21 protein-coding genes and 2 pseudogenes are annotated in these 23,041 nt (G+C 34.2%); 12 read left to right on the top strand and 11 right to left on the bottom strand.

The genetic code is table 11. The features are described from left to right. Nucleotide 1: 1 nt before the first annotated feature. Complete coding sequence (glgB, locus tag JEP71_RS01515) at nt 2–2,185, bottom strand: 1,4-alpha-glucan branching protein GlgB (protein WP_198625635.1); 2,184 nt, start codon at nt 2,183–2,185, stop codon at nt 2–4. A 364-nt stretch (nt 2,186–2,549) separates the two neighbouring features. Then, complete coding sequence (locus JEP71_RS01510; protein WP_102086704.1) at nt 2,550–3,431, bottom strand: LysR substrate-binding domain-containing protein; 882 nt, start codon at nt 3,429–3,431, stop codon at nt 2,550–2,552. Nucleotides 3,432–3,574: 143 nt separating this feature from the next. Here JEP71_RS01510 and JEP71_RS01505 point away from each other — a divergent pair, with 143 nt between their 5' ends. Next, nucleotides 3,575–4,300 carry a sulfite exporter TauE/SafE family protein gene (locus JEP71_RS01505; RefSeq protein ID WP_311747732.1) on the top strand — a complete coding sequence of 242 codons (726 nt, stop codon included), beginning with the start codon at nt 3,575–3,577 and terminating at the stop codon, nt 4,298–4,300. A 124-nt stretch (nt 4,301–4,424) separates the two neighbouring features. Further along, nucleotides 4,425–5,024, top strand: a complete 600-nt coding sequence (locus JEP71_RS01500; protein WP_102086707.1) for a sugar O-acetyltransferase — start codon at nt 4,425–4,427, stop codon at nt 5,022–5,024. A gap of 53 nt (nt 5,025–5,077) precedes the next feature. Here the strand turns inward: JEP71_RS01500 and JEP71_RS01495 are convergent, their stop codons facing one another. Both JEP71_RS01495 and JEP71_RS17470 read right to left on the bottom strand, forming a co-directional pair. Further along, nucleotides 5,078–5,845: a GNAT family N-acetyltransferase gene (locus JEP71_RS01495; protein WP_196532695.1), complete on the bottom strand. Its 768-nt coding sequence runs from the start codon at nt 5,843–5,845 to the stop codon at nt 5,078–5,080. Between the two features lie 9 nt (nt 5,846–5,854). Next, nucleotides 5,855–6,208, bottom strand: a complete 354-nt coding sequence (locus JEP71_RS17470; RefSeq protein ID WP_102086709.1) for an FAD-binding oxidoreductase — start codon at nt 6,206–6,208, stop codon at nt 5,855–5,857. Nucleotides 6,209–6,741: 533 nt separating this feature from the next. On the opposite strand from JEP71_RS17470, the gene leuE reads away from it, so the two are divergent. Next, nucleotides 6,742–7,389 carry a leucine efflux protein LeuE gene (leuE, locus tag JEP71_RS01485; RefSeq protein WP_102086710.1) on the top strand — a complete coding sequence of 216 codons (648 nt, stop codon included), beginning with the start codon at nt 6,742–6,744 and terminating at the stop codon, nt 7,387–7,389. A gap of 72 nt (nt 7,390–7,461) precedes the next feature. On the opposite strand, the gene JEP71_RS01480 is transcribed toward leuE, so the two are convergent. Further along, the gene (locus tag JEP71_RS01480) at nt 7,462–8,484 is read right to left on the bottom strand and encodes a methyltransferase (protein WP_232797449.1); all 1,023 of its coding nucleotides are present in this window, start codon (nt 8,482–8,484) and stop codon (nt 7,462–7,464) included. Between the two features lie 319 nt (nt 8,485–8,803). Between JEP71_RS01480 and JEP71_RS01475 the strand changes: the two genes are divergently transcribed. From JEP71_RS01475 to yqfB, 3 genes are all read left to right on the top strand, one after another. Further along, nucleotides 8,804–9,412, top strand: coding sequence for a DNA-3-methyladenine glycosylase family protein (locus tag JEP71_RS01475; RefSeq protein ID WP_102086711.1), 609 nt, complete (start codon nt 8,804–8,806; stop codon nt 9,410–9,412). Between the two features lie 77 nt (nt 9,413–9,489). Then, on the top strand, nt 9,490–10,338 hold the full coding sequence (ada, locus tag JEP71_RS01470; protein WP_198625633.1) for a bifunctional DNA-binding transcriptional regulator/O6-methylguanine-DNA methyltransferase Ada: 849 nt from the start codon (nt 9,490–9,492) through the stop codon (nt 10,336–10,338). 61 nt (nt 10,339–10,399) lie between these two features. After that, on the top strand, nt 10,400–10,720 hold the full coding sequence (gene yqfB / locus JEP71_RS01465) for a N(4)-acetylcytidine aminohydrolase (RefSeq protein ID WP_196532699.1): 321 nt from the start codon (nt 10,400–10,402) through the stop codon (nt 10,718–10,720). 59 nt (nt 10,721–10,779) lie between these two features. On the opposite strand, the gene JEP71_RS01460 is transcribed toward yqfB, so the two are convergent. The 3 genes from JEP71_RS01460 to JEP71_RS01450 all read right to left on the bottom strand — a co-directional run bounded on the left by JEP71_RS01460 (nt 10,780) and on the right by JEP71_RS01450 (nt 14,655). After that, nucleotides 10,780–12,528 (bottom strand): ABC-F family ATP-binding cassette domain-containing protein, encoded by a 1,749-nt coding sequence (locus tag JEP71_RS01460; protein ID WP_198625632.1) that lies wholly within the window; start codon nt 12,526–12,528, stop codon nt 10,780–10,782. 380 nt (nt 12,529–12,908) lie between these two features. Next, nucleotides 12,909–14,084, bottom strand: a complete 1,176-nt coding sequence (locus JEP71_RS01455) for an MFS transporter (protein ID WP_102086716.1) — start codon at nt 14,082–14,084, stop codon at nt 12,909–12,911. 139 nt (nt 14,085–14,223) lie between these two features. Continuing rightward, nucleotides 14,224–14,655, bottom strand: a complete 432-nt coding sequence (locus tag JEP71_RS01450) for a helix-turn-helix domain-containing protein (protein ID WP_180949070.1) — start codon at nt 14,653–14,655, stop codon at nt 14,224–14,226. A 201-nt stretch (nt 14,656–14,856) separates the two neighbouring features. Here JEP71_RS01450 and ddlA point away from each other — a divergent pair, with 201 nt between their 5' ends. Both ddlA and JEP71_RS01440 read left to right on the top strand, forming a co-directional pair. Continuing rightward, complete coding sequence (gene ddlA, locus JEP71_RS01445) at nt 14,857–15,957, top strand: D-alanine--D-alanine ligase (protein WP_198625631.1); 1,101 nt, start codon at nt 14,857–14,859, stop codon at nt 15,955–15,957. Between the two features lie 25 nt (nt 15,958–15,982). Next, complete coding sequence (locus tag JEP71_RS01440; RefSeq protein WP_198625630.1) at nt 15,983–16,369, top strand: VOC family protein; 387 nt, start codon at nt 15,983–15,985, stop codon at nt 16,367–16,369. 56 nt (nt 16,370–16,425) lie between these two features. Here the strand turns inward: JEP71_RS01440 and JEP71_RS01435 are convergent. After that, a pseudogene (locus tag JEP71_RS01435) lies at nt 16,426–16,671 on the bottom strand (EamA family transporter); the annotation flags it as partial. Between the two features lie 211 nt (nt 16,672–16,882). Further along, nucleotides 16,883–17,971 (bottom strand): alpha/beta hydrolase family protein, encoded by a 1,089-nt coding sequence (locus JEP71_RS01430; protein ID WP_102086719.1) that lies wholly within the window; start codon nt 17,969–17,971, stop codon nt 16,883–16,885. A gap of 551 nt (nt 17,972–18,522) precedes the next feature. Between JEP71_RS01430 and JEP71_RS01425 the strand changes: the two genes are divergently transcribed. The 4 genes and pseudogenes from JEP71_RS01425 (at nt 18,523) to JEP71_RS01410 (ending at nt 22,208) form a co-directional block, all read left to right on the top strand. Continuing rightward, the gene (locus tag JEP71_RS01425; protein WP_198625629.1) at nt 18,523–18,900 is read left to right on the top strand and encodes a lysozyme inhibitor LprI family protein; all 378 of its coding nucleotides are present in this window, start codon (nt 18,523–18,525) and stop codon (nt 18,898–18,900) included. Nucleotides 18,901–19,107: 207 nt separating this feature from the next. Continuing rightward, the gene (locus JEP71_RS01420; RefSeq protein WP_102086721.1) at nt 19,108–19,641 is read left to right on the top strand and encodes a carbapenem self-resistance protein CarG family protein; all 534 of its coding nucleotides are present in this window, start codon (nt 19,108–19,110) and stop codon (nt 19,639–19,641) included. Nucleotides 19,642–19,857: 216 nt separating this feature from the next. After that, on the top strand, nt 19,858–20,658 hold the full coding sequence (locus JEP71_RS01415; protein WP_102086722.1) for a MetQ/NlpA family lipoprotein: 801 nt from the start codon (nt 19,858–19,860) through the stop codon (nt 20,656–20,658). Nucleotides 20,659–20,941: 283 nt separating this feature from the next. Continuing rightward, nucleotides 20,942–22,208 (top strand): annotated as a pseudogene (locus tag JEP71_RS01410) (cystathionine gamma-synthase family protein). 65 nt (nt 22,209–22,273) lie between these two features. Here the strand turns inward: JEP71_RS01410 and JEP71_RS01405 are convergent. Further along, nucleotides 22,274–22,831 (bottom strand): GNAT family N-acetyltransferase, encoded by a 558-nt coding sequence (locus JEP71_RS01405; protein ID WP_102086725.1) that lies wholly within the window; start codon nt 22,829–22,831, stop codon nt 22,274–22,276. Nucleotides 22,832–23,041 lie beyond the last annotated feature (210 nt).

Below are 23,041 nucleotides of genomic sequence, written 5' to 3'. Positions count from 1 at the left end.
ATTAATCCTTCAATCTTAAATACAGCGTCGCAAGCGGAGGCAGTGACAATGACAAGGAGTGAGGTTTGCCATTAAATGTACTTGCGGTTGCTTCTATTTCACCTAAATTTCCTACATTACTGCCGTTATAAAACTCAGAATCACTGTTAAGAATTTCCTGATAAGCACCTGCTTTATTTACACCGACAACGTAATTGTGATGAACAACAGGCGTGAAATTACTGATAATAATAATTTCATTGCCTTGCGCATCTTTACGGCAAAAAGCAAAGACAGAGTTATCGTGATCATCAACGGTAAGCCATTCAAAGCCTTCGCGTTCAAAATCACATTCATAAAGCGGAGCATTAGCTTGATAGGAAAGATTCAAATCACGTACAAAGTGTTGAACACCTTGATGTGGGCTATTTGGTTCTTCGAGAAGATGCCAATCTAAGCTGCTGTCGTGGTTCCATTCACGCCATTGTGCAAACTCACATCCCATAAATAGCAGTTTTTTGCCGGGATAAGCCCACATAAAACCGAGATATGCACGTAAATTGGCAAATTTTTGCCAATCATCGCCCACCATGCGGCCAATCAACGAACCTTTACCATGCACAAATTCATCATGAGAAAGAGGCAGAACAAAGTTTTCGTTATAGGCATAGAGCATGCCAAAGGTCATTTGATTGTGGTGAAATTTACGGTAGATAGGATCACGTTGCATATAAGCTAACGTGTCATGCATCCAACCCATATTCCATTTGTAATTAAAACCTAAGCCACCATCATCAGGCGGTAAGGTAACACCCGGGAAATCAGTAGATTCTTCTGCAATTGTGACAGTACCGGGGCAAGTTGTGCACAGTAATTTATTGGTATGGCGAATAAAATCAATGGCTTCTAAATTCTCACGTCCACCGTGTTTATTGGGTATCCATTCGCCTTCTTTTCGGCTGTAATCACGATAAAGCATGGAGGCAACAGCATCGAAACGGAAACCATCTAGTGCAAAATGCTCATGCCAATACAATAAATTACCAGAAAGGTAATTCAGTACTTCATTGCGTCCATAGTTATAAATCAAAGTATTCCAATCGGGATGAAAGCCTTCACGTCTATCCGCATATTCATAGAGTGATGTGCCATCAAAATTACGTAAACCGTAATCATCTTCAGGGAAATGACCAGGAACCCAATCTAAAATAACGTTAATTTCTGCTTGATGTGCTGCTTCAATAAAGTCACGGAAATCCATTGGGGAGCCAAAGCGACGAGTTGGTGAATATAACCCTAATGGTTGATATCCCCATGAGCCATCAAAAGGATGCTCATTAATAGGGAGCAACTCAATATGAGTAAAACCCATTTCTTTAACATATGGAATTAACTGTTCAGCTAATTCGCGATAGCTTAACCAGCTTTGATCGTCAGTATGTCTACGCCATGAACCTAAATGAACTTCATAAATAGACATAGGTGCATTACGCTGATTCGCTTGCTGACGCGATAATGGCATTGGTTTGATTGGTGGTAATGTATTGATAATTGATGCGGTTTCAGGGCGTATTTGTGTTTCAAAAGCATAAGGATCGGCTTTTAATCGACGTTCACCATTCGCATCAAGAATAGAATATTTATAACAATCACCTAGATGAGCTTGTGGAAGGAAGAGCTCCCATATTCCACTTTCACGGCGTAATCGCATTGGAAAACGACGTTCATCCCAGAATGAGAAATCGCCTACAACACTTACGCTTTTTGCGTTGGGCGCCCATACAGCAAAAGTAATACCATCGATATCATCCAGTTTTGCAGGGTGTGCGCCTAAACATTGGTAAGGGCGGGAGTGATGGCCTTGCGCTAAAAACCAAATATCCATTTCTTGCAATAAAATGCCAAATTGATAGGGATCATCAACGACACCTTGTGCATTTTCCCACGTTACATCTAAACAGTAACTAAAACGGCGTTTACGTCGGGGGATAGCACCACAGAAAAAACCACTAGGGTGTTTACGCTCTAGTGTTGCTACTTTTCGGCCATTTTTTCTATCGATGACACTGACTGCAACTGCATCTGGTAAAAAAGCACGAACCTCTAAACCTGCCGATGTTTCATGCATACCAAGAAGTGCAAAAGGATCAGACTCATACCCATTAATTAGTTTTTCTATTGCTTTTTTTGTCACAGCTACAGACATCTTATCGTCCTTCGTTGCTAGCAAATAAATTAATAAATTTTATATATAAATATCAGCATAGAACGTTAATTTAAGTTAAACAATAAGTGTTTATAACAGATTATTTAAAATCAAAATAATTTAAATAAGTTAATTTACTTATTTCTTTAGCTTAATATATTGAGTTTAAATAAATTTAATAATATGACAGAGAAAGATCGCGAATTATAAAAACAGCACGATTAGCGTTTTTACCTATTCACAAAAAGAAGATAATCATTAGATGTTTTTAATAAAATGGCTGTAAATTAGTTGTAAAAAGTATAATGCATAGGATTGAAATCGCTATTTCTATGAAAAAAAATCACTTATTTCATTAGTGAAATTAACTTTTTTGTTGGGTGAGCCATTGTTCAAAATCAAGATGTGTTTTGGTTTTTTGTACACCCAATGGTGTTAAAGCGTAGTAGCTTATCGGTACAATTTGGATATTTGGAAATAACACTTTTAAAGTACCGCTATTTATTTCATTCGACAAAATCGAAACAGGGCCAATACCGAGGCCTAATCCTTCAATAATGGCTTGAAGAGAAATATGAAAGTGATCAAAGCGATAGTGACGTGAGAATGAACGCTGAGTATTAAGATGAGTCGCCATTAACCATTGTTGCCAATGACCAGGGCGGGTAAGTGTATCAATAACGGGGCAGTCAAAAACATCTTCAAATCTAGTGACGTTGTAACGTTTTAAGAATTTTTCAGAAGCAATTAAACAATGTTTATCCTCTAAAAAAACAACGGATGAATACTCTTGTTGCTGAGGTTGAGGGCGAATAATCAGATCATCATGACTAATCAAATGAAATCGCTCGCTATTTGCAGAAGCAACTTGGATATTTGCATTAGGATATTGAAGATAAAAATCCTCCATTCGCGGAATAAGCCATTTTAAACAAAGTGTTGTAGGAACACTGATATTTAAAATATCGTTTTTTCCACCATTACCATAACGAAAACCAATATCATTTAATTTATCAAAAACGTCACTTAACTCTTGCGCTAGCGTCAATGCATAAGGAGTGGGTACGCGGCGTAAACCTTGTTTATTGAATAAGGTGACACCAAACCATTTTTCTATAACTTGGATATGACGACTGATCGCACCATGAGTGACACATAATGTCTGTGCGGCTTCAGTATAACTTTGGCTATGGCAAGCGACTAAGAAAGCACGCAATGAAGGTAATGGAGGAAGGTTTCTCATCATAATTTTCTCATTATAGTTTATTCATCATAAATAAAGCGGCTTTCTGATTAAAACTCACAATACCGTGACATTTTATCACAGGTAAAAATAAAGAAGACGGGTATGATACAACGTCTTTAACTTATTGAACTTAAAGGATGATAATGAGTTTTATCGCGGTTATTTTATTGGCAGTATTGTCTGGTGTAATCAGTGGCGTTGTAGGAACGGGCTCTTCTATTTTATTAATTCCCGCTTTGACTTATGTATTTGGTGCTAAGGAAGCCGTACCGATTATGGCATTAGCGTCAGTGATGGGAAATTTATCACGTATTTATTTATGGCGTCACAGTATTCGCTTTAAAGCACTATTTTATTATCTATTACCCAGTATTCCAGCCGTTATTCTTGGTGCTAATACATTATGGATAATGTCTGAAAAATGGCTAAATATTGGTATGGGAATATTTTTTATATTGATGATCCCCGTGATCCACTTATTACGCAAACATCAAATCAAAATGAAAACTTACCAAGTTATTATTGCGGGTGCAGTTATCGGCTATTTAACAGGGATTGTGTTTTCTACAGGACCATTAACTATTCCAATATTCTCTGCATATGGTCTGACATTAGGGCCATTACTTGCAACTGAAGCAGCTGCCTCATTTGTTATTTATCTCACTAAAGCCCTGACATTTAGCCAACTAGGTGCAGTTAATAGCTTTATCTTTATTAGTGGAGTGTTAGTAGGTTGTGGCTTAACCGTAGGAAATTACTTTGGTAAAAAACTGGTATTAAAACTGACACCAAAACTTTTTCAATGGTTATTAGATGCCATGCTAATTTTTGCTGGTGGCTCACTGCTATTTAATGGCATTTATTCTTAATAAAATGTGAGCCGCACTTAATGGACTTAAAAAACACCGCTAATTTAAGTCAATTAACGCTAGAATAAGAAAATCAATATTGACGTTTATCTAAACTGTTTTATTTCAAATTTGGAGTATCACAATGACGGAATACGAAAAAATGGTATCAGGTCATCTTTATCATGCTAGTAAAGATGATAGTTTAGAACCACTTAGAGTAAAAGCGCGTGAAATTATTTATGATTTTAATATGACGCGTCCTTCTGACGTTGAAAAGAGAAAGACATATTTAAAACAGCTTTTAGGAAAAACGGGCAATAATTTTACTATTGAGCCACCATTTCATTGTGACTATGGTCAGTTAATTGAAATTGGTGAATCATTTTACGCTAATTTTAATCTAACGATATTAGATTGTGCTCCAGTAAAAATTGGACACAATGTGATGTGTGCGCCAAATGTCAGTATTTTAACTGCAACTCATCCGATTGATCCTGAAATACGCAACAGTGAATTAGAATATGCATTACCGATTACTATCGGTAATTCAGTATGGTTAGGTGCAGGGTGTATTATCTTACCTGGTGTGACTATTGGTGATAATTGCGTTATAGGTGCCGGCAGTGTAGTCACAAAATCTATTCCAGCTAATTGCGTTGCTGTTGGAAATCCTTGTCGAGTGATAAGACAAATTAGCGATAAAGATAAACAAGATGCTGAGAAAAAGCTTAGTCTTTATTAATATTTAAAAAATAGGCTCAACAAACATGATTGAGCCTATTCATATAGCTGCTTTTATTCTTTAATAAAACTAAGATAGTTAAAGAGCGATTTAAAACCAAACTTACGGTATAGCGCTAAACCATCTGCTGATGCATCTAAGAAGCAACGTTCAACGCCTTGCTCACGGCAAAACTCTAAAACATGCTTAATCAAATGTGTCGCATAACCATTACCTTGATAGGCAATATCTGTCCCAATATCATCAAAACGCGCTAATTTATCGTGTATTGTTAACGTTAATGAAGAGACTGGCTGACCATCAACTAATAACGCGTAATGGAAAATAGCTGCGCCATTATCTAATGCTTTCTGATGATAGCGAATATATTCATTAACAATCGTATCATCACTATCATCTCCTACTGGAAACGCCGTTTTTAATGGGTGTGCCCACTGTTCAAGGTTGTGATTGGTTAAAATGATATCACAAGGATTATTTCTATAAGATGGAAATACCGCTTCCGATAATGTTAAATACATTGCGGTTGTCATACCATCACCGGTATAACCTGCATTTTTTATTATTTCTTCAAACTCAGGCAACAATGACTCGGGTAATACCAAAATATGATTTTTTTTCTGCGAAGTAAAAAGGGTGCTGGCTTGCTGGAATGAACTTTCTGTTGCGCCTTGGCGCAAATAAATAAAGTTAAAAATGGCAGCATCCATTGGTGTCATAAAGCAGTGAGTATGATCACCAATACGAATATTATTTTCACAAATTTCTGACCAAAAGGCTTTTTCTACTATTTTAAATTCTTTATACAGTTGTGCATCCATAATGGTTCTCTAGCTGAATCGTGATACGCGATAAGGCGTTAATAGAGGTTCCGCTTTTTCGTAAATAAGTTCTTGTGCAACTAATTCACATAATAAAGGTGACAGTGTCACGGCGGCGTGCATAGTAACAAGATATAATCTCTGATAAGGAGATATTTCTCCAATAATTGGCATTTCATCTTTAGGCATAGGCCTTTCACCGACAGCAATCTGTTTTATTGTTAGTTTACCTGTTTGTGTAAAATTATCATAAAAAGTCGCTTGTGCTTGGCATGCAATACGCTCAGGGTGATGTACATCACTATTATCAATGTAATCTTCAGCTGCAATAGTCTCATTTTGAGCAAAATGGCGTAACTCCATCTCTGGTGTGAAGATAAATGCAAGATAAAGGTAAAAATGAAAAACAACTTAGAGTAATGGTTTTGGTAAATATAATCTTTTTTATTCCCTCGCTTTTCGTGCTAATTAACTCACCGAATATCAATAAAAACACTTATTTTTCATAAAATTAATGAGTAAGGCTGTTTTAATGTTAAAAATAAAATATCGCCTAAGATCACAAAAAGAATAATGCACCATAACATAAAACAAACAATAGGGTATTGCATCTGAATTTAATTCACTATGCAGTTTATAATCCCATACATGTGACTTTAATTAGATACTAAGTCTGTATAAATTTTAATTTCAGCATCATACTATAACACACATTTAAATTGGTTTTTTAATCCAAAATTAATTGTAAAAAAAGAATTATAAACTGCTTTTTACATACAAAAGCAGAGCAACTAACTTATCTTTAGATTGTATAAAGATTATTGTTTTACAAAAAAAATATTGTAGATATGATAGCTCACATATTCAGCATGTTATTTTTTTAAAAAAGGCGTCGTATGTTAGAAAGTATCGGTATTTCAAATATTTGGACATACCTTTTAGGCGTTATTTTTATTACTTTAGTACCAGGTCCAAACTCGATTTTCGTCCTTACTTCCAGTGCGAAGCATGGCGTAAAAGGGGGGTATAAAGCCGCTCTTGGTGTTTTTACGGGTGATGCATTATTAATCTTTTTGGCATTTTTGGGGGTTGCTTCATTAGTCAAGACTTCACCCGTCTTCTTTATTGTCATTAAATATGCTGGTGCACTTTATTTAACCTATTTAGGGTTAAAAACGTTATATGCAACGTTCCAAAAGAAAAAAGAGACGCCAGAGCAAGTGTCTGAAGTAACTGTAAAAACAAAAGATGGTCTTTATGTTAAGGCGTTATTTTTGAGTATGCTTAACCCAAAAATGATCATTTTTTATGTTTCTTTCTTTATTCAGTTTATCGATCCTAAGTATGAAAATGCGGGTGTTCCATTCTTTGTATTAGGTGCGATTTTAGAAACATGCAGTATGCTTTATTTATCAGTTCTTATATTTGGCGGTGTTGCTATTACTAATAAAGTAAAACATAACAAACGGTTAGCTTCATTATCAAATAGTTGTATTGGTGCAGTGTTCTTACTTTTTGGTGCCAAGCTGGCGTTAACTGCATAATCTTTTTTTAACTTAAAAAGCCACTTTTGAAAGTGGCTTTTTTTGCTACAAATAAATGGCTATTCCAATAGATTATTTAATAACAACTTCTAGTATTGAGTTATATGTTCCTGTTTTAATCACTTTATTGATTTTCAAATCTGCTTGATCTAATAAAGCAATAAATTCATCTTCTGTACGTTCACCTGATTCAGGAAATGCAGACATGCATAGAAGATCCATATATTTAGCCATATCAGGTACATTCTTTTTAAAAATAACCGGTTCAATAATAAGTATTTTTGAATTAGGCTTCATTGCGTTACGGAAGTTTTTAAAAAATTTAATGACGCTTTCATCATCCCAATCATGAATAATATATTTTATTAAATAAATATCAGATTCTGGATACTCTCCAAATAAATCACCTGATATTAATTTCCAGCGACTATCGTCATTTAATTCAGTCAATAACGTTCTTTCCAACACATGTGGCCTATCAAATAATTGTCCCTTCAGAGTCGGATTTTCTTTTAATACGTTTAATAACAGCCCACCCAATCCGCCAGCAATATCTGTGATAGTTATATCTTCAGGAAATTCGTAATGCTTAATAATAAAATAATTTTCTATCTTTGAAAGTGAGTTCATACCTGCTTGAAAATCATGATCATCTCTTACATTATCTTGCCAATATTGATAAAAAGGCATGCCATATAAGTTTTCAAAAGCGGGGTTGCCCTGAACTGACTCAATAACATCACCTACTGGGCGCCATAACGTTTCATTTGTTAACATTAATACGGCATCACGCAAGCTATATTCATGGTCGCTTAATAAAAAGTATCCCGCAGGAGCAAGAGAATAGCGAGATCCTTCTGACTCAGAGAATATACCTTCAGAAGCTAACATTCTTAATATTCTATTTAAAACAACAGGGATGGAGTTTGTTTTTTCTGCAAGTTCATTAATATTCTTAGAACCTTCTTTTAATAAATCTGCGATATTTAATTTAGCAGCAACTCTTAATGCAGCAGGAATAGTAAAGCTTATTGCTTTTTTCATTACTGCCAGCGCATCAGCTTTGTTTTGTAAATTGAGTGCATAATTTTTCATATTAAATCCTGAAATTACAGAATAACTAAGAATTGACCTAAGTAAAAATTCAAAAAATCAAATAAAGTATAGACGGTAATTTAAATTTTATATTTTTTTATAACTTTTAATATGAAACTATAGTTTTTAAATGTGATGATATTTTTGATTGACTAACTTCTTCTAAAAAAACAATTAAACTCTTTTGCCAAATATTATCTTCTTTGTCTACGATAAAAGGTAGAAGGTTCAATTCAAAAAAAAGCAAGAAATAGAGTGCGTAATACACTTATCTTCACGTTATACTGACATAAATATTTTATTTAAATTAAGTTAAATTATGCACTTTCAGTATGGCGAAACAGAGATAAACACATTAAAAAAACGTGATAAGCGCTTAGCCAAACTCATTGAAAGAATAGGAGAAATTAAACGTCCATTAACACCTGATTTATTTACAGCATTAGTTAAAAACATTATTGAACAACAAATTTCGGTTTCTGCTGCCATAACCGTTAATCAGCGGTTACTCAATTTATGTGACGGTATTTACACACCAGAACGTATCGCAAAATTATCAGAACAAGAGATACAACAGTGTGGAATGACTATGCGCAAAGCTAGTTATATTATCGGTATTGCTGACGCCGTTATTTCAGAAAGATTAGATTTAAATAAAATTCCTGAGATGACAGATAAAGAGGTTATCGATACTTTAATTCAACTAAAAGGTATAGGGGTTTGGACTGCAGAAATGCTATTAATTTCTTCGCTTAATCGGCCAGATATTTTAAGTTGGGGAGACTTGGCTATTCAACGTGGAATTATGCGTCTATATCGCCATAAAACATTAGATAAAGTACGCTTCGAACGTTACCGAAAACGCTATTCACCTTATGGCTCCACGGCATCGCTTTATCTATGGGCATTATCTAAAGAATCAGAGTGATTGAGCAATAAACGGAGTTCTTTATTCATTATGTTTGTCAATAATAGCCATAATCCCGCATTTAAAGGACTACCATAATGGAAAGTAAACATAATCAACTTATTGAGCGAGCCTGCCGTTTTATTGAAGAAAATAACGGTGACGTGTCGCTTACCTGTATTGCAGAGCATGTTATGGCAAGCCCATATCATTTCCATCGCTTATTTAAATCAACGATGGGGATCACACCAAAAGATTATGCTAATGCTTATCGTCAAAAATTAATAAAAAAAGCGTTAGTTCAAGATGGCAGTATTACAGATGCGATTTATCAATCAGGATTCAATGCGAATAGCCGTTTCTATGAAAATGCAACAGCGATATTAGGAATGACGCCAACAAATTGGCGTACAGGTGGTAAGAATATTGCTATCTTTTTTGCTATCGCTCAGTGCTCTTTGGGAAGTATCCTTGTGGCGCAAAGTGAAAAGGGGATTTGTGCCATTATGTTGGGGGATGATGCAGAGCTATTATTAGAAGATTTGCAAAAACAATTCCCTTTGGCTGAATTAATTGGTGCCAATGAAGAGTTTGAGCAAGTCATTGCACAAGTCATCGGCTTTATTGAATTACCCAAACAACCCTTATCTTTACCTCTTGATATCCAAGGTACGGTATTTCAGCAAAAAGTTTGGCAGGCATTATTAGATATCCCTTTTGGTAGCACGATGACTTACCAAGAAATCGCCGACAAAATTGGAGCACCTAAGGCATATCGCGCTGTCGCTAATGCTTGTGCAGCTAATAAGCTAGCAGTTGCTATTCCATGTCATCGTGTTATTCGACAAAATGGTGAATTATCTGGTTATCGTTGGGGCATTGAACGTAAGGCTAAGTTGCTTCAGACGGAGGCTTTAAATAATACCCTTGCGGGCAAAAAAGAATAAAAAGTAGTTATTGCATGATAAGATAATCAGTAATTTATCAATAAATTTATGAGTCAATATTATGTCGGCAATACCAACAGAAATTACTTTTTTTGAACGTTTGATCCCTTCCATTCTTGAAGAAAAAAAAGTGATTACTATCAGAGATGAAAGTGAAAGTAATTACAAACCAGGAAGCATTGTTGAATTATTTGCTAATGAACATCGTACTCATTATGGAAAATTGAAAATCATAGCGGTATCTCCTTTACGTTATGATGATATCAATGAGTATCACGCACAACAGGAAGGCATGACACTTCCAGTGTTGAAAGCGCTTATCAAAGATATTTATCCGACAACGAAATCTTTATATCTTATTGAATATCAATTAGTAAAATAAGAATAAATAAAAAAGGATCACAGCGTGATCCTTTTTGCTTAAACAAAATCTTATCTATCTTAAATCAAATTAAGTGCTTGCTTTAGCTGGTTAATCTCTAATTTCCATTGTGCTTGCAAAGCAGGTTTTTGATGGTTAATTTTACGTGCTAAATCGGCCTCTAATTTTTCTTCTAGCTCAATTAACTTAAAGAGTTTTTCATCATCATCATGATGTGAAACTAATGGAACTGATGAGATATTCTGCAAATTATTGAGTTTATCCACTAGCAGAGTTTCTGGCATTTCTTCTTCAGCAATAAGCTGATAAATCGCTTCAATATCATGATGTTCTGTTAAAACACCATTATGAATATACCAAAAACGATTACAGCTATTTTCAATCAATTCCCTATCATGGCTAACTAATAAAACACCACCGGGAAATTGACTAATTTGTTCAGATAATGCCTTTTTGCCTTCCATATCAATATGGTTTGTTGGCTCATCCAACATTAATAAAGAATAGTTTGCTAAACTCAGGCCAACAAACAATAAACGCGCTCGTTCACCACCACTTAATGTACTCACTTTCTGCCCGTGGCGCGTATAAACAAAGCCAGCACTAATAAGCGCCATTTTTCTCTGTTCATCCGTTAATGGTGCAAAAGGTTTTAATGCATCAGAAAGGGTATCATTATCAACTAATTGAGCAATTTTTTGATCGTAATAACCCAATTCAACTCGGGGATGCAGCTTTATTGCATTTTGTTCATTTATCTCAACTAAACTAAGTGACCAAATCATTTTTAATAATGATGATTTACCTGTTCCATTAGCCCCAATTATTGCTACTCGATCACCACTTTTTATACGCTGATTTTCAACAGTATATAAAACGGGTGTATTTTCAGCAGGAATAACAGCAAGTTGATTTAATTCGCAGAGCCTATCAGCACGTAATGCCGTACCAGAAAACTGTAATACCCATTGATTTCCAGACGTCACTTCAGTTTGCTCATCTTTTAAACGAACAATATGCTTTTCCATCTGTTTAGCTTTACGAGATAAATTCTCGTTATCATAAACGTGCCCCCATATTGCGAGTTGTTTCGCACTTTGGGCTATTCTATCTATCTCTTTTTGTTGTGCATCATAGCGATGTTGTGCACTGATATCTTGCTCTTCTTGTGCAACTCGAGCTTGAGAGCAGGGTAACCGAAATATAGATAGCGATTTATCACGAATAATCCATGTGCAATTCGTTACGTTGTCTAATAACGTATTATCATGTGAAACTAGAATGAAGCTACCACGCCACTGTTTTAAAAATGTTTCCAACCATAAAATAGTGGGTAAATCGAGGTGGTTACTTGGTTCATCAAGTAATAATAAATCAGGCTCAATAATTAACGCTCTCGCTAATAATAAACGAGTGTGTTGACCACCACTTAATTGCGAAACAAGGAGATCTTTTTCGTGAAGTTTAAATCCCATTTCACTTAGCAATAATTCAGCTCGCCAGCCTTCAGATGATCTGTATTCTTCAGGTAATTTATGAAGTACAGCATCCATTAAAGTCATTGACTGTAATTCAGTGGGTAAGTGTTGTTCTATATACGCCATAACCGTTTGATTAGCGATAGAAATAACACCCGAACTTGGTGATAATTGATGTGAAAGTAATTTTAATAAAGTACTTTTCCCACAACCGTTATAACCAATTAAACCAATCTTCTCACCTTTAATCAGTGCTAAAGAAATATCGTTTAATAATAAACCGTGATTATTATGGAAAGACAGATTTTGTGTAGATAATAATGTGCTCATAGCTTACTCATTCTTTAGGCGTAAAAACGCCTTGGGCAATATCAAGCGATAACCCTGTAAGCTGAGGAGAGGTAATAGTTAACGTCGCTCAGGCAGGTTAACGCAGTAAATTACTGTGAAAGCCTGAGCTGTGGCGATTACCAAAGAAGTGTGAGTATTCAATAAGATCACACAAAAACATAATTAGCCTCCTTCTCTAAGTTTAAAAGTTAATCGGTAGTGTGATTCTATCAAGATAGAGTTACAACATACAATCTTATAAAAGAGGTAAAAGGTGTCATTTTGTGTGAAAACCCGCTATTTAAGCGGGTTTAAGATAATTATGAATAAATAAAGGATCGTTTTATCTACTCTAATTTGCAGGTTTTAACATGGTTGTTCTATTGTGTTGTAACAGGTAAGTACTTTCGTAGTTTTATCGCAATCAATAAAATAATGACGCTAATGACAATACTGATGATATTCGTATTTTGCCAACCGATGAGATAAAAGGCGACACCTCCCGTAATGCTTCCAACTGCACCAAAGAAGAAAATCAGAAAATCATTAGTTCCTTGTACTTTTGCTCGCTCATGAGGTAGGTAAGTATTGGATAATAAATGTGTTGAACTAATCAAATTTAGATTCCACGAAATTCCAACAAGAACAAAGCTGATAAAATAGTGATAAAAACTTATTCCCGTTAAATTAATCACTAATGCGATGATAAGTAAAATAATTGCAGAGAAAAAGAATTTCTTTACACCAAATCGATGGATCAGTTGACCTGTAATAAATGAAGGCGCAAACATTCCCAAAATATGGCATTGAAATACAAAAGCAATGGTGGCAAATTCAAATCCATTTTGCTTCATAGATAGCGGGATCGCAGCCATCATATAAACTAAAATACCATAACCACATGCACTTACTATTGTGACTAGAAATAACAGTGGCTGGCGATAAAGTTGCAAATAACTTCTGGATTTTTCCTTATGTGTTGCTACTAATTTAACTACTTTTTTTAATGGAATTTTCCACAACAGAATAAACGCTAAAATATAAATAACCGTAAGTGAAAGGAAAGGACCAATAAAAGGATAATTAGCAAAGAATTGACGAGTAACAACCGCTAAGGTAGGGCCAATAATAGCAGCAATAATACCGCCACTCATGACTAATCCAATCGCTTTTGCGTGCATATTAGGGGGTGTTTCTTCAATAGCCGCAAATCGATATTGTTGTGCTGTACCAATCGCAACACCCGTAAATAATGTGCCTACCGAAAATAAAATTAAATTTTGATAATATATTCCAGCAATAGCAAATAAAGCACCAATTAAACCGGCAAGATTACCAATAATAAAGCCCGCTTTACGTGAATATTTCATCATAAAGTAGGCCATAGGAATGGTGGCTGAAATAATACCAATATATTGGCTTAATAATGGAACTGTTGAATAAATAGGATCTTTAGCAAGTTGTTCACCAATAACAACGGCGACAGAAAGGACTAATGCATTGCCTGTAATAAAAAGTGCTAAAGAAAATGCCAACCACCAAACTGATTTAGGCATAAAAGGTCTCCACTGATACAAATAAAGAAAGAATTTGTATCATACAACTTGAAGTTAACTTCAAGTCAATAGAAAGGCAGTTTGATCAAAGTTGTTTTTAATATATTGTTTTTATTATTAAAAATGAAAATTGTGTCGATTATTCAAGCAGTCGTTTCTTATTCTTTTCTAAACTTAATGCGAGATCATCTTGAAAATGCTTGCACTGAAAGTGATTCTTTTCAGGACAAAATAAAATATGCTCTAATCCATCTCGTAACTGAATTAATTCACTAATTTTAATATCAATTTCTTCAATTTTTGAGCGCACCATATTTCTATCAATTTCAGGTACTTTTTGATTAAGACTCAGTTGGGCTATTTCATCTAAAGAAAAATGAGCTTGTTGTGCCAAAGAGATTAACGCTAAACGAGTCAGAACATCTCTATGATATACGCGCTTAAGTCCTTTGCGACCTATCGAATGAATAAGCCCTTTTTTCTCATAATAACGGATCGCGGAAGAGGCGAGTCCCGTTGCTTTTGCAACTTCAGTAATATCCATCTCAATCGGTTGTTTTATATCAGTCATGGCATTACTCTTTTTCTATAGCATGGTCATCGTTAGAGAAACTCTATAACTTGAAATAGTGATGTTTTAACACTCTAAATCATAGAATCTCATCATTTTATCGTAATTTTTCGCAGATAAGAACTATCCACCTACATTGGGGGTTTTTATCATGATATATTGCTACCTATTCGCTATAGCTGTCCTATAAAAGGTTAGAAAATGAGTAAATTAAGAGTCGCTATTATTTTTGGTGGTAAATCCACAGAACATCAAGTTTCATTACAGTCAGCAAAAAACATTATTAATGAATTAGATCGAACGAAATTCGACCTTTGCTTAATCGGTATTAATGAACAAGGTCAGTGGCATGAATATTCAGAAACTGATTATTTACTAAATAGCGATAATCCTAAAACTATTTCATTAAGCAAACCTTTAAGAGCGGTTGCTATTATTCCTGGTAGTGTAAAAAATCAATTTATTTCACTTGAAGATGGCCAGGCATTACCTCAAATTGATGTTGTATTCCCAATTGTCCATGGTGCGTACGGTGAAGATGGAACGCTCCAAGGCTTATTACACATGATTGATATGCCTTATGTAGGACCAAATATCATGAGTTCAGCTGCTTGTATGGACAAAGATATTACTAAACGCCTACTTGATGGTGCCGGATTAGAGGTTGCGCCATTTATTACTATTATGGCGCATCAAATTAATGATATTCCTTACAACGAAATGGTTCGTCAATTAGGACTTCCTTTATTTATTAAGCCTGCAAACCTAGGTTCTTCTGTAGGAATTAGCAAAGTTAATAATGAAGAAGAATTCAACGCTGCATTAGCAATGGCTTTTGAATACGATCTTAAAGTGATTGTTGAAAGTGCTATTGTAGGTCGTGAAATAGAGTGTGCTGTTTTAGGTAATGAGGATCCAGAAGTTAGCCCTTGTGGTGAAATCGTATTAAACGATGCTTTCTATGCCTATAATACAAAATATATCGATGAAGACGGTGCTAGAGTCGTTGTCCCAGCGGTAATGGAAGAAAATACGAGTGTGAATATTCGCCAAGTTGCATTAAAAGCATACCGTGTTCTTAATTGCTTAGGTATGGCTCGTGTAGATGTGTTCTTAACTCAAGATAATCGTGTTGTGATCAATGAAATAAACACACTACCTGGTTTTACCAATATTAGTATGTATCCAAAATTATGGCAGAGTGCAGGTTTAGGCTATCAATCATTAATTACTAAATTAATTGAGTTAGCACTAGATCACCATAGAAAAACGGCTGTTTTAAAAACGAAGTGTGAACTTTAATTGATGTATAAAAAGTGAGAGCTTGATGAAAATTACACACCTTGATCATTTGGTATTAACGGTTGCTGATATTCAGATGACCTGTGATTTTTATCACCGCGTATTAGGCTTTAACGTTATTACGTTTAAAGAAGGACGCAAAGCACTCACTTTTGGTTCTCAAAAAATAAATCTTCATCAATTAGGAAAGGAATTTCTTCCCAAAGCAGCAAAACCAACCGCAGGTTCGGCTGATTTGTGTTTTTTAACACAAACACCGTTATCAGAGATTATTGAGCATTTAAATCAGCAAGGTGTAGAGATAGAAGAAGGGCCAGTTCCTAGAACGGGTGCAACTGGCGCTATTATATCGGTTTATTTACGTGATCCTGATAATAACTTGCTTGAAGTTGCCAATTTAATTGAAGAATAAAACACGCTAAATAACCCTATTTAGCGTGTTTTTTAGTTTTTTAAAGCAAGCTTTAATTAAGCATATTTTCTTGAGCCAGCGACACAAAAAATAACACCAATGGTGACTAACAACATCAATAAATTGACAGATTCATGAAGTAATACAGCGGCTAAACCTAAGCCAAAGAATGGTTGTAATAATTGAAGTTGTCCTACTGCCGCGATACCACCTTGTGATAATCCTTTGTACCAAAATATAAAGCCAATCAACATACTAAAAAGCGAGACATAGCCTAAGCCTACCCATGCTGAAACACTAATATTACAAATATCTGTTGCAACCGCTGAGCCTTATGCCACAACGACCAATATTCCTCATGCAATTCGTATTGCACTAGCTTCAATTGATATTAATTTATTGCGTGATGCATTAATAAAAATCAGAGAAATCATTGAGTATCAAATTGATTTATAATATATTTTTACACTTTAACGCCTAAGGAGAAACTCTCATTTAGGCGTTATTTACATTTTATTTTAAATTTGTATTCCTATTTTCACATTTAAAATCAATGTAATCAGAAGATATTGTCGTCTCTTCAGTGATCCACGATGTTAAGTAATTTAAAGCATCTGGGGAATAACTATCTTGTCCTTGATAAATGAAAAGCATCTGCTTCCACCAAGGCCATTGATTATCTAACTGGTAATTAAAGAAAGGCGCTTTTAATAAACCATGAGAAGCATTGGGGAATAGGGTGACTGTTTTATCTACATGATTTCCTAATAGTGTTCTATATAAACATGCGTTTTTTGGAGCATCGACATTAAGATCTAACTCACCAAACATAGCCAGTACCCGCCCATTCATGTGCGGTAAATATTGAGATGAATCACTTAAATAGTTTTGAACAACAAAATAGAAACGATCGTCAGACATATCTCCTTGCGCTGAAATATCATGGTTACCATTAATACCAAACACACGATCATTTTGTTGCAGTTGCTCTGAGACTCTTCGAGAAATTTCATTATCATCAATATTGTCGGCTTTTAAACGTACTTGCTGATAATAAACGCCTTGAGCTCGCCAATTCACAGCTCCACCAATAATAACGGAAAAATCAGGTTTAGATTGCGTCGCTGCAATAGGGATAACCCATCCAGCCTGTGAAAATCCTAAATAACCAACTTTAATATCTGTATGAGTAAATTTTTTTTGAATAATTTTTAATGCTATTTGTGCTTCATCTGCTCTATCTTGCATAGATTGAAGCAACCAATTTCCTTGGCTCTCTCCTACACCGGCTTTATCCCATGTATACACACCAATGCCAGAATCCAGCAAGCTATTAATTAATGGCAAATATCCACTATTTGAAAAGCGATCTTGAGCACCATCACCATGAACAAAAATAGCAACTGCTTTTATATTATTCTGATTAGGTAAAATTAATGTTCCAGATAAAGTATCTGTTTTAGAAGTAAAATTAATCGGGGTTATCGCTAAGGCATGATCATCCAATTCAAAATCAGAATACTGGCCACGACTAATGATAATCACAAAAAGAAGTACAATAAATCCTAAATAAAACCAAATTGATTTGAAACATTTTTTCATATCTTGAAAAATCCACTATGGGTGTAGACCCGTGAGTAATATAAATAAATCATTTATGTCTCTATTTCATATAATATGTACCAATTAGACTGGTTAGTCTAATTAATTAAAATTATTTTATTAAAATTTGCTTAAATAGAAACTGGTAAGACGAGTTACTTATTAAAGTAAAATTGATTAGATATTTTCAATAACCGTGATTCACTACAAAAAAACAAACAATAGAATATAACTACTGTTTTACTTAGTTTTTTTACAAATGACATTTATTGTTAAAGAAAAGAGATATTGAGTTATCATTTTTTTAAATTTTTATTAAATAGATATTCTCTCTAAACAAAATATCAGTATAATTACTCAAGGTTAAATATTGTTGTCTAAATCGGATTATCTAAAATAGAGTATTTTTGCGTTATCTTCACGTAATTGTCATGTAAGAAATATTGCTAAAATGATAAATGGCTTACTTTGTTTTTATCTTTTAAATTAAGTAGTAAAGGAATGAAGTAAATATCTTTAGCGATATTTTTAATCAAAAAACGGACGGTGTGATGAAAAAACTTATCCTATTCGGTGCAATATCTGGCGGTATACTATTTTGGTCTATACATTTACAAGCAGATAATTTTGATTGTCGAAATGCGGCAACTCAAACTGAAATTAATCAATGTGTACATCAAGATTTTCAGCAAAAAGATGAAGAACTTAACCATATTTATCAACAATATTACGCTAAATTAGACGGTGTTCGAAAAGATCAGCTTAAACAAGCCCAGTTGGTTTGGATTAATTTTAGAGACCTCTCTTGCCAATATGAAGCTGACTATTATCAAGGTGGTAGTTTAGCACCAATGGTATATAGCAGTTGTTTAAAAGATAAAACAAAAGAAAGAATTAGCGACCTTAAAAATTATATTGCTCTATATTAAAGAAAAATGTTCAATCTAAAAAAATATAACCACTAAAAATATATTCTTTTTATAATAGTCAAATAAGTATAGTGGTTATCATGAAAATAGTTTATAAATAATATAAATGTAAATTTTGTATTATTTTGAAACATAAAACCCCTTGACTAATCACTGTTACAAAGTAGTCTGATGTGCAAGTAATAAGCAAAAAAAGAAGTGAATTCAATGAATAATATATTAAAACTTGGGCTAGGATTACTTTTTTTATCGTTGCCATTTGCTTCAACAGCAGTAGATATTAAACTTGAATATGGAGTAAATCTTATCGATTTTAATGGTGATGGTGTTCCTGATGTTGTCGTTAAATCTAGACGAGCATTAAATGATTCAACCTCTGTTGATCTGGCAACGGTTTATATCAAAGGAAGTGATCAAAAGGTTTATATTGTTCCGTCCATATATGCTAATGCTTTGAGTCTTTTTAACAATAAGATTAAAGGTACAGATATCACCATCTCTGATTTCAAATTTATTGAGAAAAAAAATCACGTTGTATTGTTAAGTGCTGAAAAAATAGGAAACAACCTACAAAAAGCCACTCCAATCCGCTTTTCAAGTTATTCTATTTTAGAAAATAAAAAAGGTGATGAAATTCAATTTAAATGGCAATTTAATAGTTATTGTGTAACTGAATCATCTTATCTTAGTGTAGAAGATGCGTATTCTGATAATTGTATAAAAAAAATTATTAATGAATAAATCTACAATTAAATAACAAACACATCATATTATGATGTGTTGTTTTTTGTTTTATAAAACAACACATTGTGTAAATATAAATAATATTCCTTTCTTTATATGCATTGGGTACTTGTATCATTTCTTGTTCCTTGTTATTAATCTACTGTTAGGATATTTCTTAATCAAAATGATTTTTATGGCGCTGTTTTATCAAAGTCTGTTTAAGAGGAAGATATGAAGGAAATTATTACAGGTTTACTTCTAGCCTCAATATCACTATTTACTGTATCTTGCTCACAAGAAGATACACATAAAGTAAAAGTGGCAATTAATACAGGGCCTGATCAAGTGATTTGGGATGAAGTAATTCGTTTAGCGAAATTAACTGAAGGGTTAGATGTTGAGATTGTTGCTTTTAATGATTATGTTCAGCCTAATAAGGCATTGAACGATAAAGAAGTTGATGCGAATGTATTTCAATCAATTCCTTATCTTCAAGCTCAAATAAAAGAACATGGCTACCAATTTCATATTGCCAGCAAAACGTATATCTTTCCTTTAGCCGCATACTCTAAAAAAATTAGCGATATAAATGAATTAAAGTCTGGTGATGTCGTTGCAATTTCAAATGAAGTCAGCATGAAAGGGCGTGCCCTTTTATTACTCGCAGAAAATCATCTCATTACTCTTAATGATGATGTTGGTTTCACGCCAACAGTAGATGACATTATCTATAACGCAAAAGAAATCACTTTTGTTGAAGTCGACACACCTAAGCTGACTGAAGCATTAAATGATCCAAATATCACAATGGCTATAATCAACAATAATTTTTCATCTCAAGTTGGGCTCATTGCGACTCGTGATGGGCTGATCTTAGAAACTAAAAATTCACCTTATGCTAATGTTGTTGTTACGCGTGAAGATAACAAAAATGATGAAAATATAAAAAAACTGGTTTCAGTTCTGCATTCAAGACAAATCGAGTTAAAATTCAAAGAAATGTATAAAGGTGATGCGGTAAGAGCTTGGTAACCGCCCTTAACTTAAAGGTAAAAAGAGGCACTCATTCTTTTTATCTTTAAGTTTATCCTACTGTTTTTTCCTTCTTTTTAACTAGAATAATCAACTTTTATCTAGTCAAATTACCTTGATTAAATATCACTCAACAAATAGAACCTTTTATTTAACGTTATTTTTATGTTTAAACGCGTTATGTTTATATAACTACTGGTTTTTATTCTATATAAAACATTCTAACAACATGAATTTTTTTCAGTATGATAAAGATCCTTCATTAAACATAAGAAATAAAAAAATGACTGACTCTCAACTGAAAAAACAATATATCGGCGAGCATAAACTATCACCAGAAACACTAATGATGAGTTATGGCTATGATCCATTACTCTCTGAAGGCTCAGTTAAACCACCTGTATTTTTAACATCCACCTTTATTTTTAAAAGTGCTGAAGAGGGTAAAGCTTTTTTTGATACCGTAAGTGGTAGAAAACCTTTACCAGAAGGTGAAAAAGCCGGTTTAGTTTATTCTCGCTTTAATCAACCTAATAGTGAAATTGTTGAAGACAGACTGGCGGTTTATGAAAATACGCAATCTTGTGTATTATTTTCATCAGGAATGTCCGCAATTACCACAACATTAATGGCATTAACGCAGCCCGGTGATGTTATTTTACATTCACAGCCACTTTATGGCGGAACTGAAACGTTAATTGCCAAAACACTTGCTAAATTTGGGATCCAAGCCACACCATTTACTGATGGGCTAAACCGTTCACTTATTCAAGAACAAGCAGATAAAGCCTGTCAAAAAGGGCGTGTATCCGTTATTTTTGCAGAAACTCCCGCAAACCCAACTAATTCATTAGTCGATATTGAAGCATTAAAAAACGTTGCTGATCAATTAGAAAAAGTGCAAGGCTATCGTCCTATTATTGTCTGCGATAACACATTACTTGGCCCTGTATATCAACATCCGATAGAACAAGGTGCTGATATCTCAGTCTATTCTTTAACTAAATATGTTGGTGGGCATTCAGATTTAGTCGCTGGTGCCGCAATGGGCTCTCGTGAACTTATTAATCAAATCAGATTGGACACAACTGGATCCGCATTCTTGCTGGATGCTAGGCCGTTCTTTAGAAACGTTACAAATTAGAATGGAAAAAGCCAATCAGAATGCATTATTAGTTGCAGAGTTTCTGCGTGATCATGAAAAAGTAAAAACAATTCATTATTTACCTTTTGCTGATAAAAATTCTGTTGAAGCCCAGCTTTTTGCTAAACAATGTACAGGTGCGGGATCAACTTTCTCATTTGATATTGTAGGTGGAGAAAGTGAAGCTTTCCGTTTTCTTAATGCAATGAAAATTTTTAAACTTGCAGTAAGTCTGGGGGGAACGGAATCTCTAGCATGTCATCCAGGTTCAACAACGCATTCGGGTGTACCAATAACATTACGACATAGCATTGGCATTCAAGACACCACTATTCGTTTATCTATTGGGATAGAAAATCCACAAGATTTAATTGCTGATTTATCCCAAGCATTAGCAAGTGCTTAATTAAATTGCCCTGTTAATATTAAAAAACACCAGATAATGTGAATTTCACACTCTGGTGTTTTGTTTTAATAGACTTGTTTTTGGATTTCAATCCACTCATCTTTAGTTAAGCGGCAAATATTTTCAATTTTCACTTCATCTAAAAATTCTGCGTACTGTTCTTCAATGACGTGATGGAATTTAAATCCACATTTTTCTTGTGTTTTTTGTGATTTCTCATTATCAGCGAAATAGCCACACCATAAATTATCTAATTCCAGTGTTTCAAAGCTATACCGACTGATTTCTTTTACGGCTTCTGGTATTAAACCTTTGCCCCAAAATGGAACACCAATCCAATAAGAAACTTCAGCATCATTATCCCCAATAGGGAAATTACTCTCATTTGCGAAAGATAATCCAACTAAGCCTATGACAAGATCATCATCAATTAACGTAACGGCATAAACATCATCACGCATAAATATAGTACGAATAATTTCGGCACTTTCTTCAACACTTCTATGCACTGGCCAACCTGCAATTGGGCCAACGCGTTCATCTTTTGCATATTGATACAAACTTGACGCATCAGAAAGTTTCCATGGTCGTAATATAAGTCTCTCTGTTTTTAATATTTTCATTTCAATAACTTCTCTTAGTTTTCAAATATTCTGCAAATTATCTTACGTCTTTAAGATGTATGTATTCTAAAGAAAACAACTAAAAAACCGAATGTCATAAAAGAGGTAAAATCGGTACTTTTGACAACTAAATGAGAGGGGATACTTGTTATTACGTTCAATATCGTCAAATATAAAAACATAAAGTGGGTTAAGTCAGGAGCAAAAGAG

This window comes from Proteus sp. PR00224, from assembly GCF_016238105.1.
Lineage (GTDB): Bacteria > Pseudomonadota > Gammaproteobacteria > Enterobacterales > Enterobacteriaceae > Proteus.
Note: the sequence above shows the minus strand (reverse complement) of the source record. Positions and strands in the feature narration are given on the sequence as shown.

What these genes read in the sequence shown, in the direction of transcription:
- JEP71_RS01425 (WP_198625629.1), top strand. Translation starts at nt 18,523, where the DNA reads ATGAAAAAACTTATCCTATTCGGTGCAATATCTGGCGGTATACTATTT.
- JEP71_RS01475 (WP_102086711.1), top strand. Translation starts at nt 8,804, where the DNA reads ATGCACTTTCAGTATGGCGAAACAGAGATAAACACATTAAAAAAACGT.
- JEP71_RS01430 (WP_102086719.1), bottom strand. Translation starts at nt 17,971, where the DNA reads ATGAAAAAATGTTTCAAATCAATTTGGTTTTATTTAGGATTTATTGTA.
- JEP71_RS01505 (WP_311747732.1), top strand. Translation starts at nt 3,575, where the DNA reads ATGAGTTTTATCGCGGTTATTTTATTGGCAGTATTGTCTGGTGTAATC.
- glgB (WP_198625635.1), bottom strand. Translation starts at nt 2,185, where the DNA reads ATGTCTGTAGCTGTGACAAAAAAAGCAATAGAAAAACTAATTAATGGG.
- JEP71_RS01450 (WP_180949070.1), bottom strand. Translation starts at nt 14,655, where the DNA reads ATGACTGATATAAAACAACCGATTGAGATGGATATTACTGAAGTTGCA.
- JEP71_RS01500 (WP_102086707.1), top strand. Translation starts at nt 4,425, where the DNA reads ATGACGGAATACGAAAAAATGGTATCAGGTCATCTTTATCATGCTAGT.
- yqfB (WP_196532699.1), top strand. Translation starts at nt 10,400, where the DNA reads ATGTCGGCAATACCAACAGAAATTACTTTTTTTGAACGTTTGATCCCT.
- JEP71_RS17470 (WP_102086709.1), bottom strand. Translation starts at nt 6,208, where the DNA reads ATGGAGTTACGCCATTTTGCTCAAAATGAGACTATTGCAGCTGAAGAT.
- JEP71_RS01460 (WP_198625632.1), bottom strand. Translation starts at nt 12,528, where the DNA reads ATGAGCACATTATTATCTACACAAAATCTGTCTTTCCATAATAATCAC.
- JEP71_RS01455 (WP_102086716.1), bottom strand. Translation starts at nt 14,084, where the DNA reads ATGCCTAAATCAGTTTGGTGGTTGGCATTTTCTTTAGCACTTTTTATT.
- ada (WP_198625633.1), top strand. Translation starts at nt 9,490, where the DNA reads ATGGAAAGTAAACATAATCAACTTATTGAGCGAGCCTGCCGTTTTATT.
- JEP71_RS01420 (WP_102086721.1), top strand. Translation starts at nt 19,108, where the DNA reads ATGAATAATATATTAAAACTTGGGCTAGGATTACTTTTTTTATCGTTG.
- JEP71_RS01510 (WP_102086704.1), bottom strand. Translation starts at nt 3,431, where the DNA reads ATGATGAGAAACCTTCCTCCATTACCTTCATTGCGTGCTTTCTTAGTC.
- JEP71_RS01440 (WP_198625630.1), top strand. Translation starts at nt 15,983, where the DNA reads ATGAAAATTACACACCTTGATCATTTGGTATTAACGGTTGCTGATATT.
- JEP71_RS01480 (WP_232797449.1), bottom strand. Translation starts at nt 8,484, where the DNA reads ATGAAAAATTATGCACTCAATTTACAAAACAAAGCTGATGCGCTGGCA.
- leuE (WP_102086710.1), top strand. Translation starts at nt 6,742, where the DNA reads ATGTTAGAAAGTATCGGTATTTCAAATATTTGGACATACCTTTTAGGC.
- ddlA (WP_198625631.1), top strand. Translation starts at nt 14,857, where the DNA reads ATGAGTAAATTAAGAGTCGCTATTATTTTTGGTGGTAAATCCACAGAA.
- JEP71_RS01415 (WP_102086722.1), top strand. Translation starts at nt 19,858, where the DNA reads ATGAAGGAAATTATTACAGGTTTACTTCTAGCCTCAATATCACTATTT.
- JEP71_RS01405 (WP_102086725.1), bottom strand. Translation starts at nt 22,831, where the DNA reads ATGAAAATATTAAAAACAGAGAGACTTATATTACGACCATGGAAACTT.
- JEP71_RS01495 (WP_196532695.1), bottom strand. Translation starts at nt 5,845, where the DNA reads ATGGATGCACAACTGTATAAAGAATTTAAAATAGTAGAAAAAGCCTTT.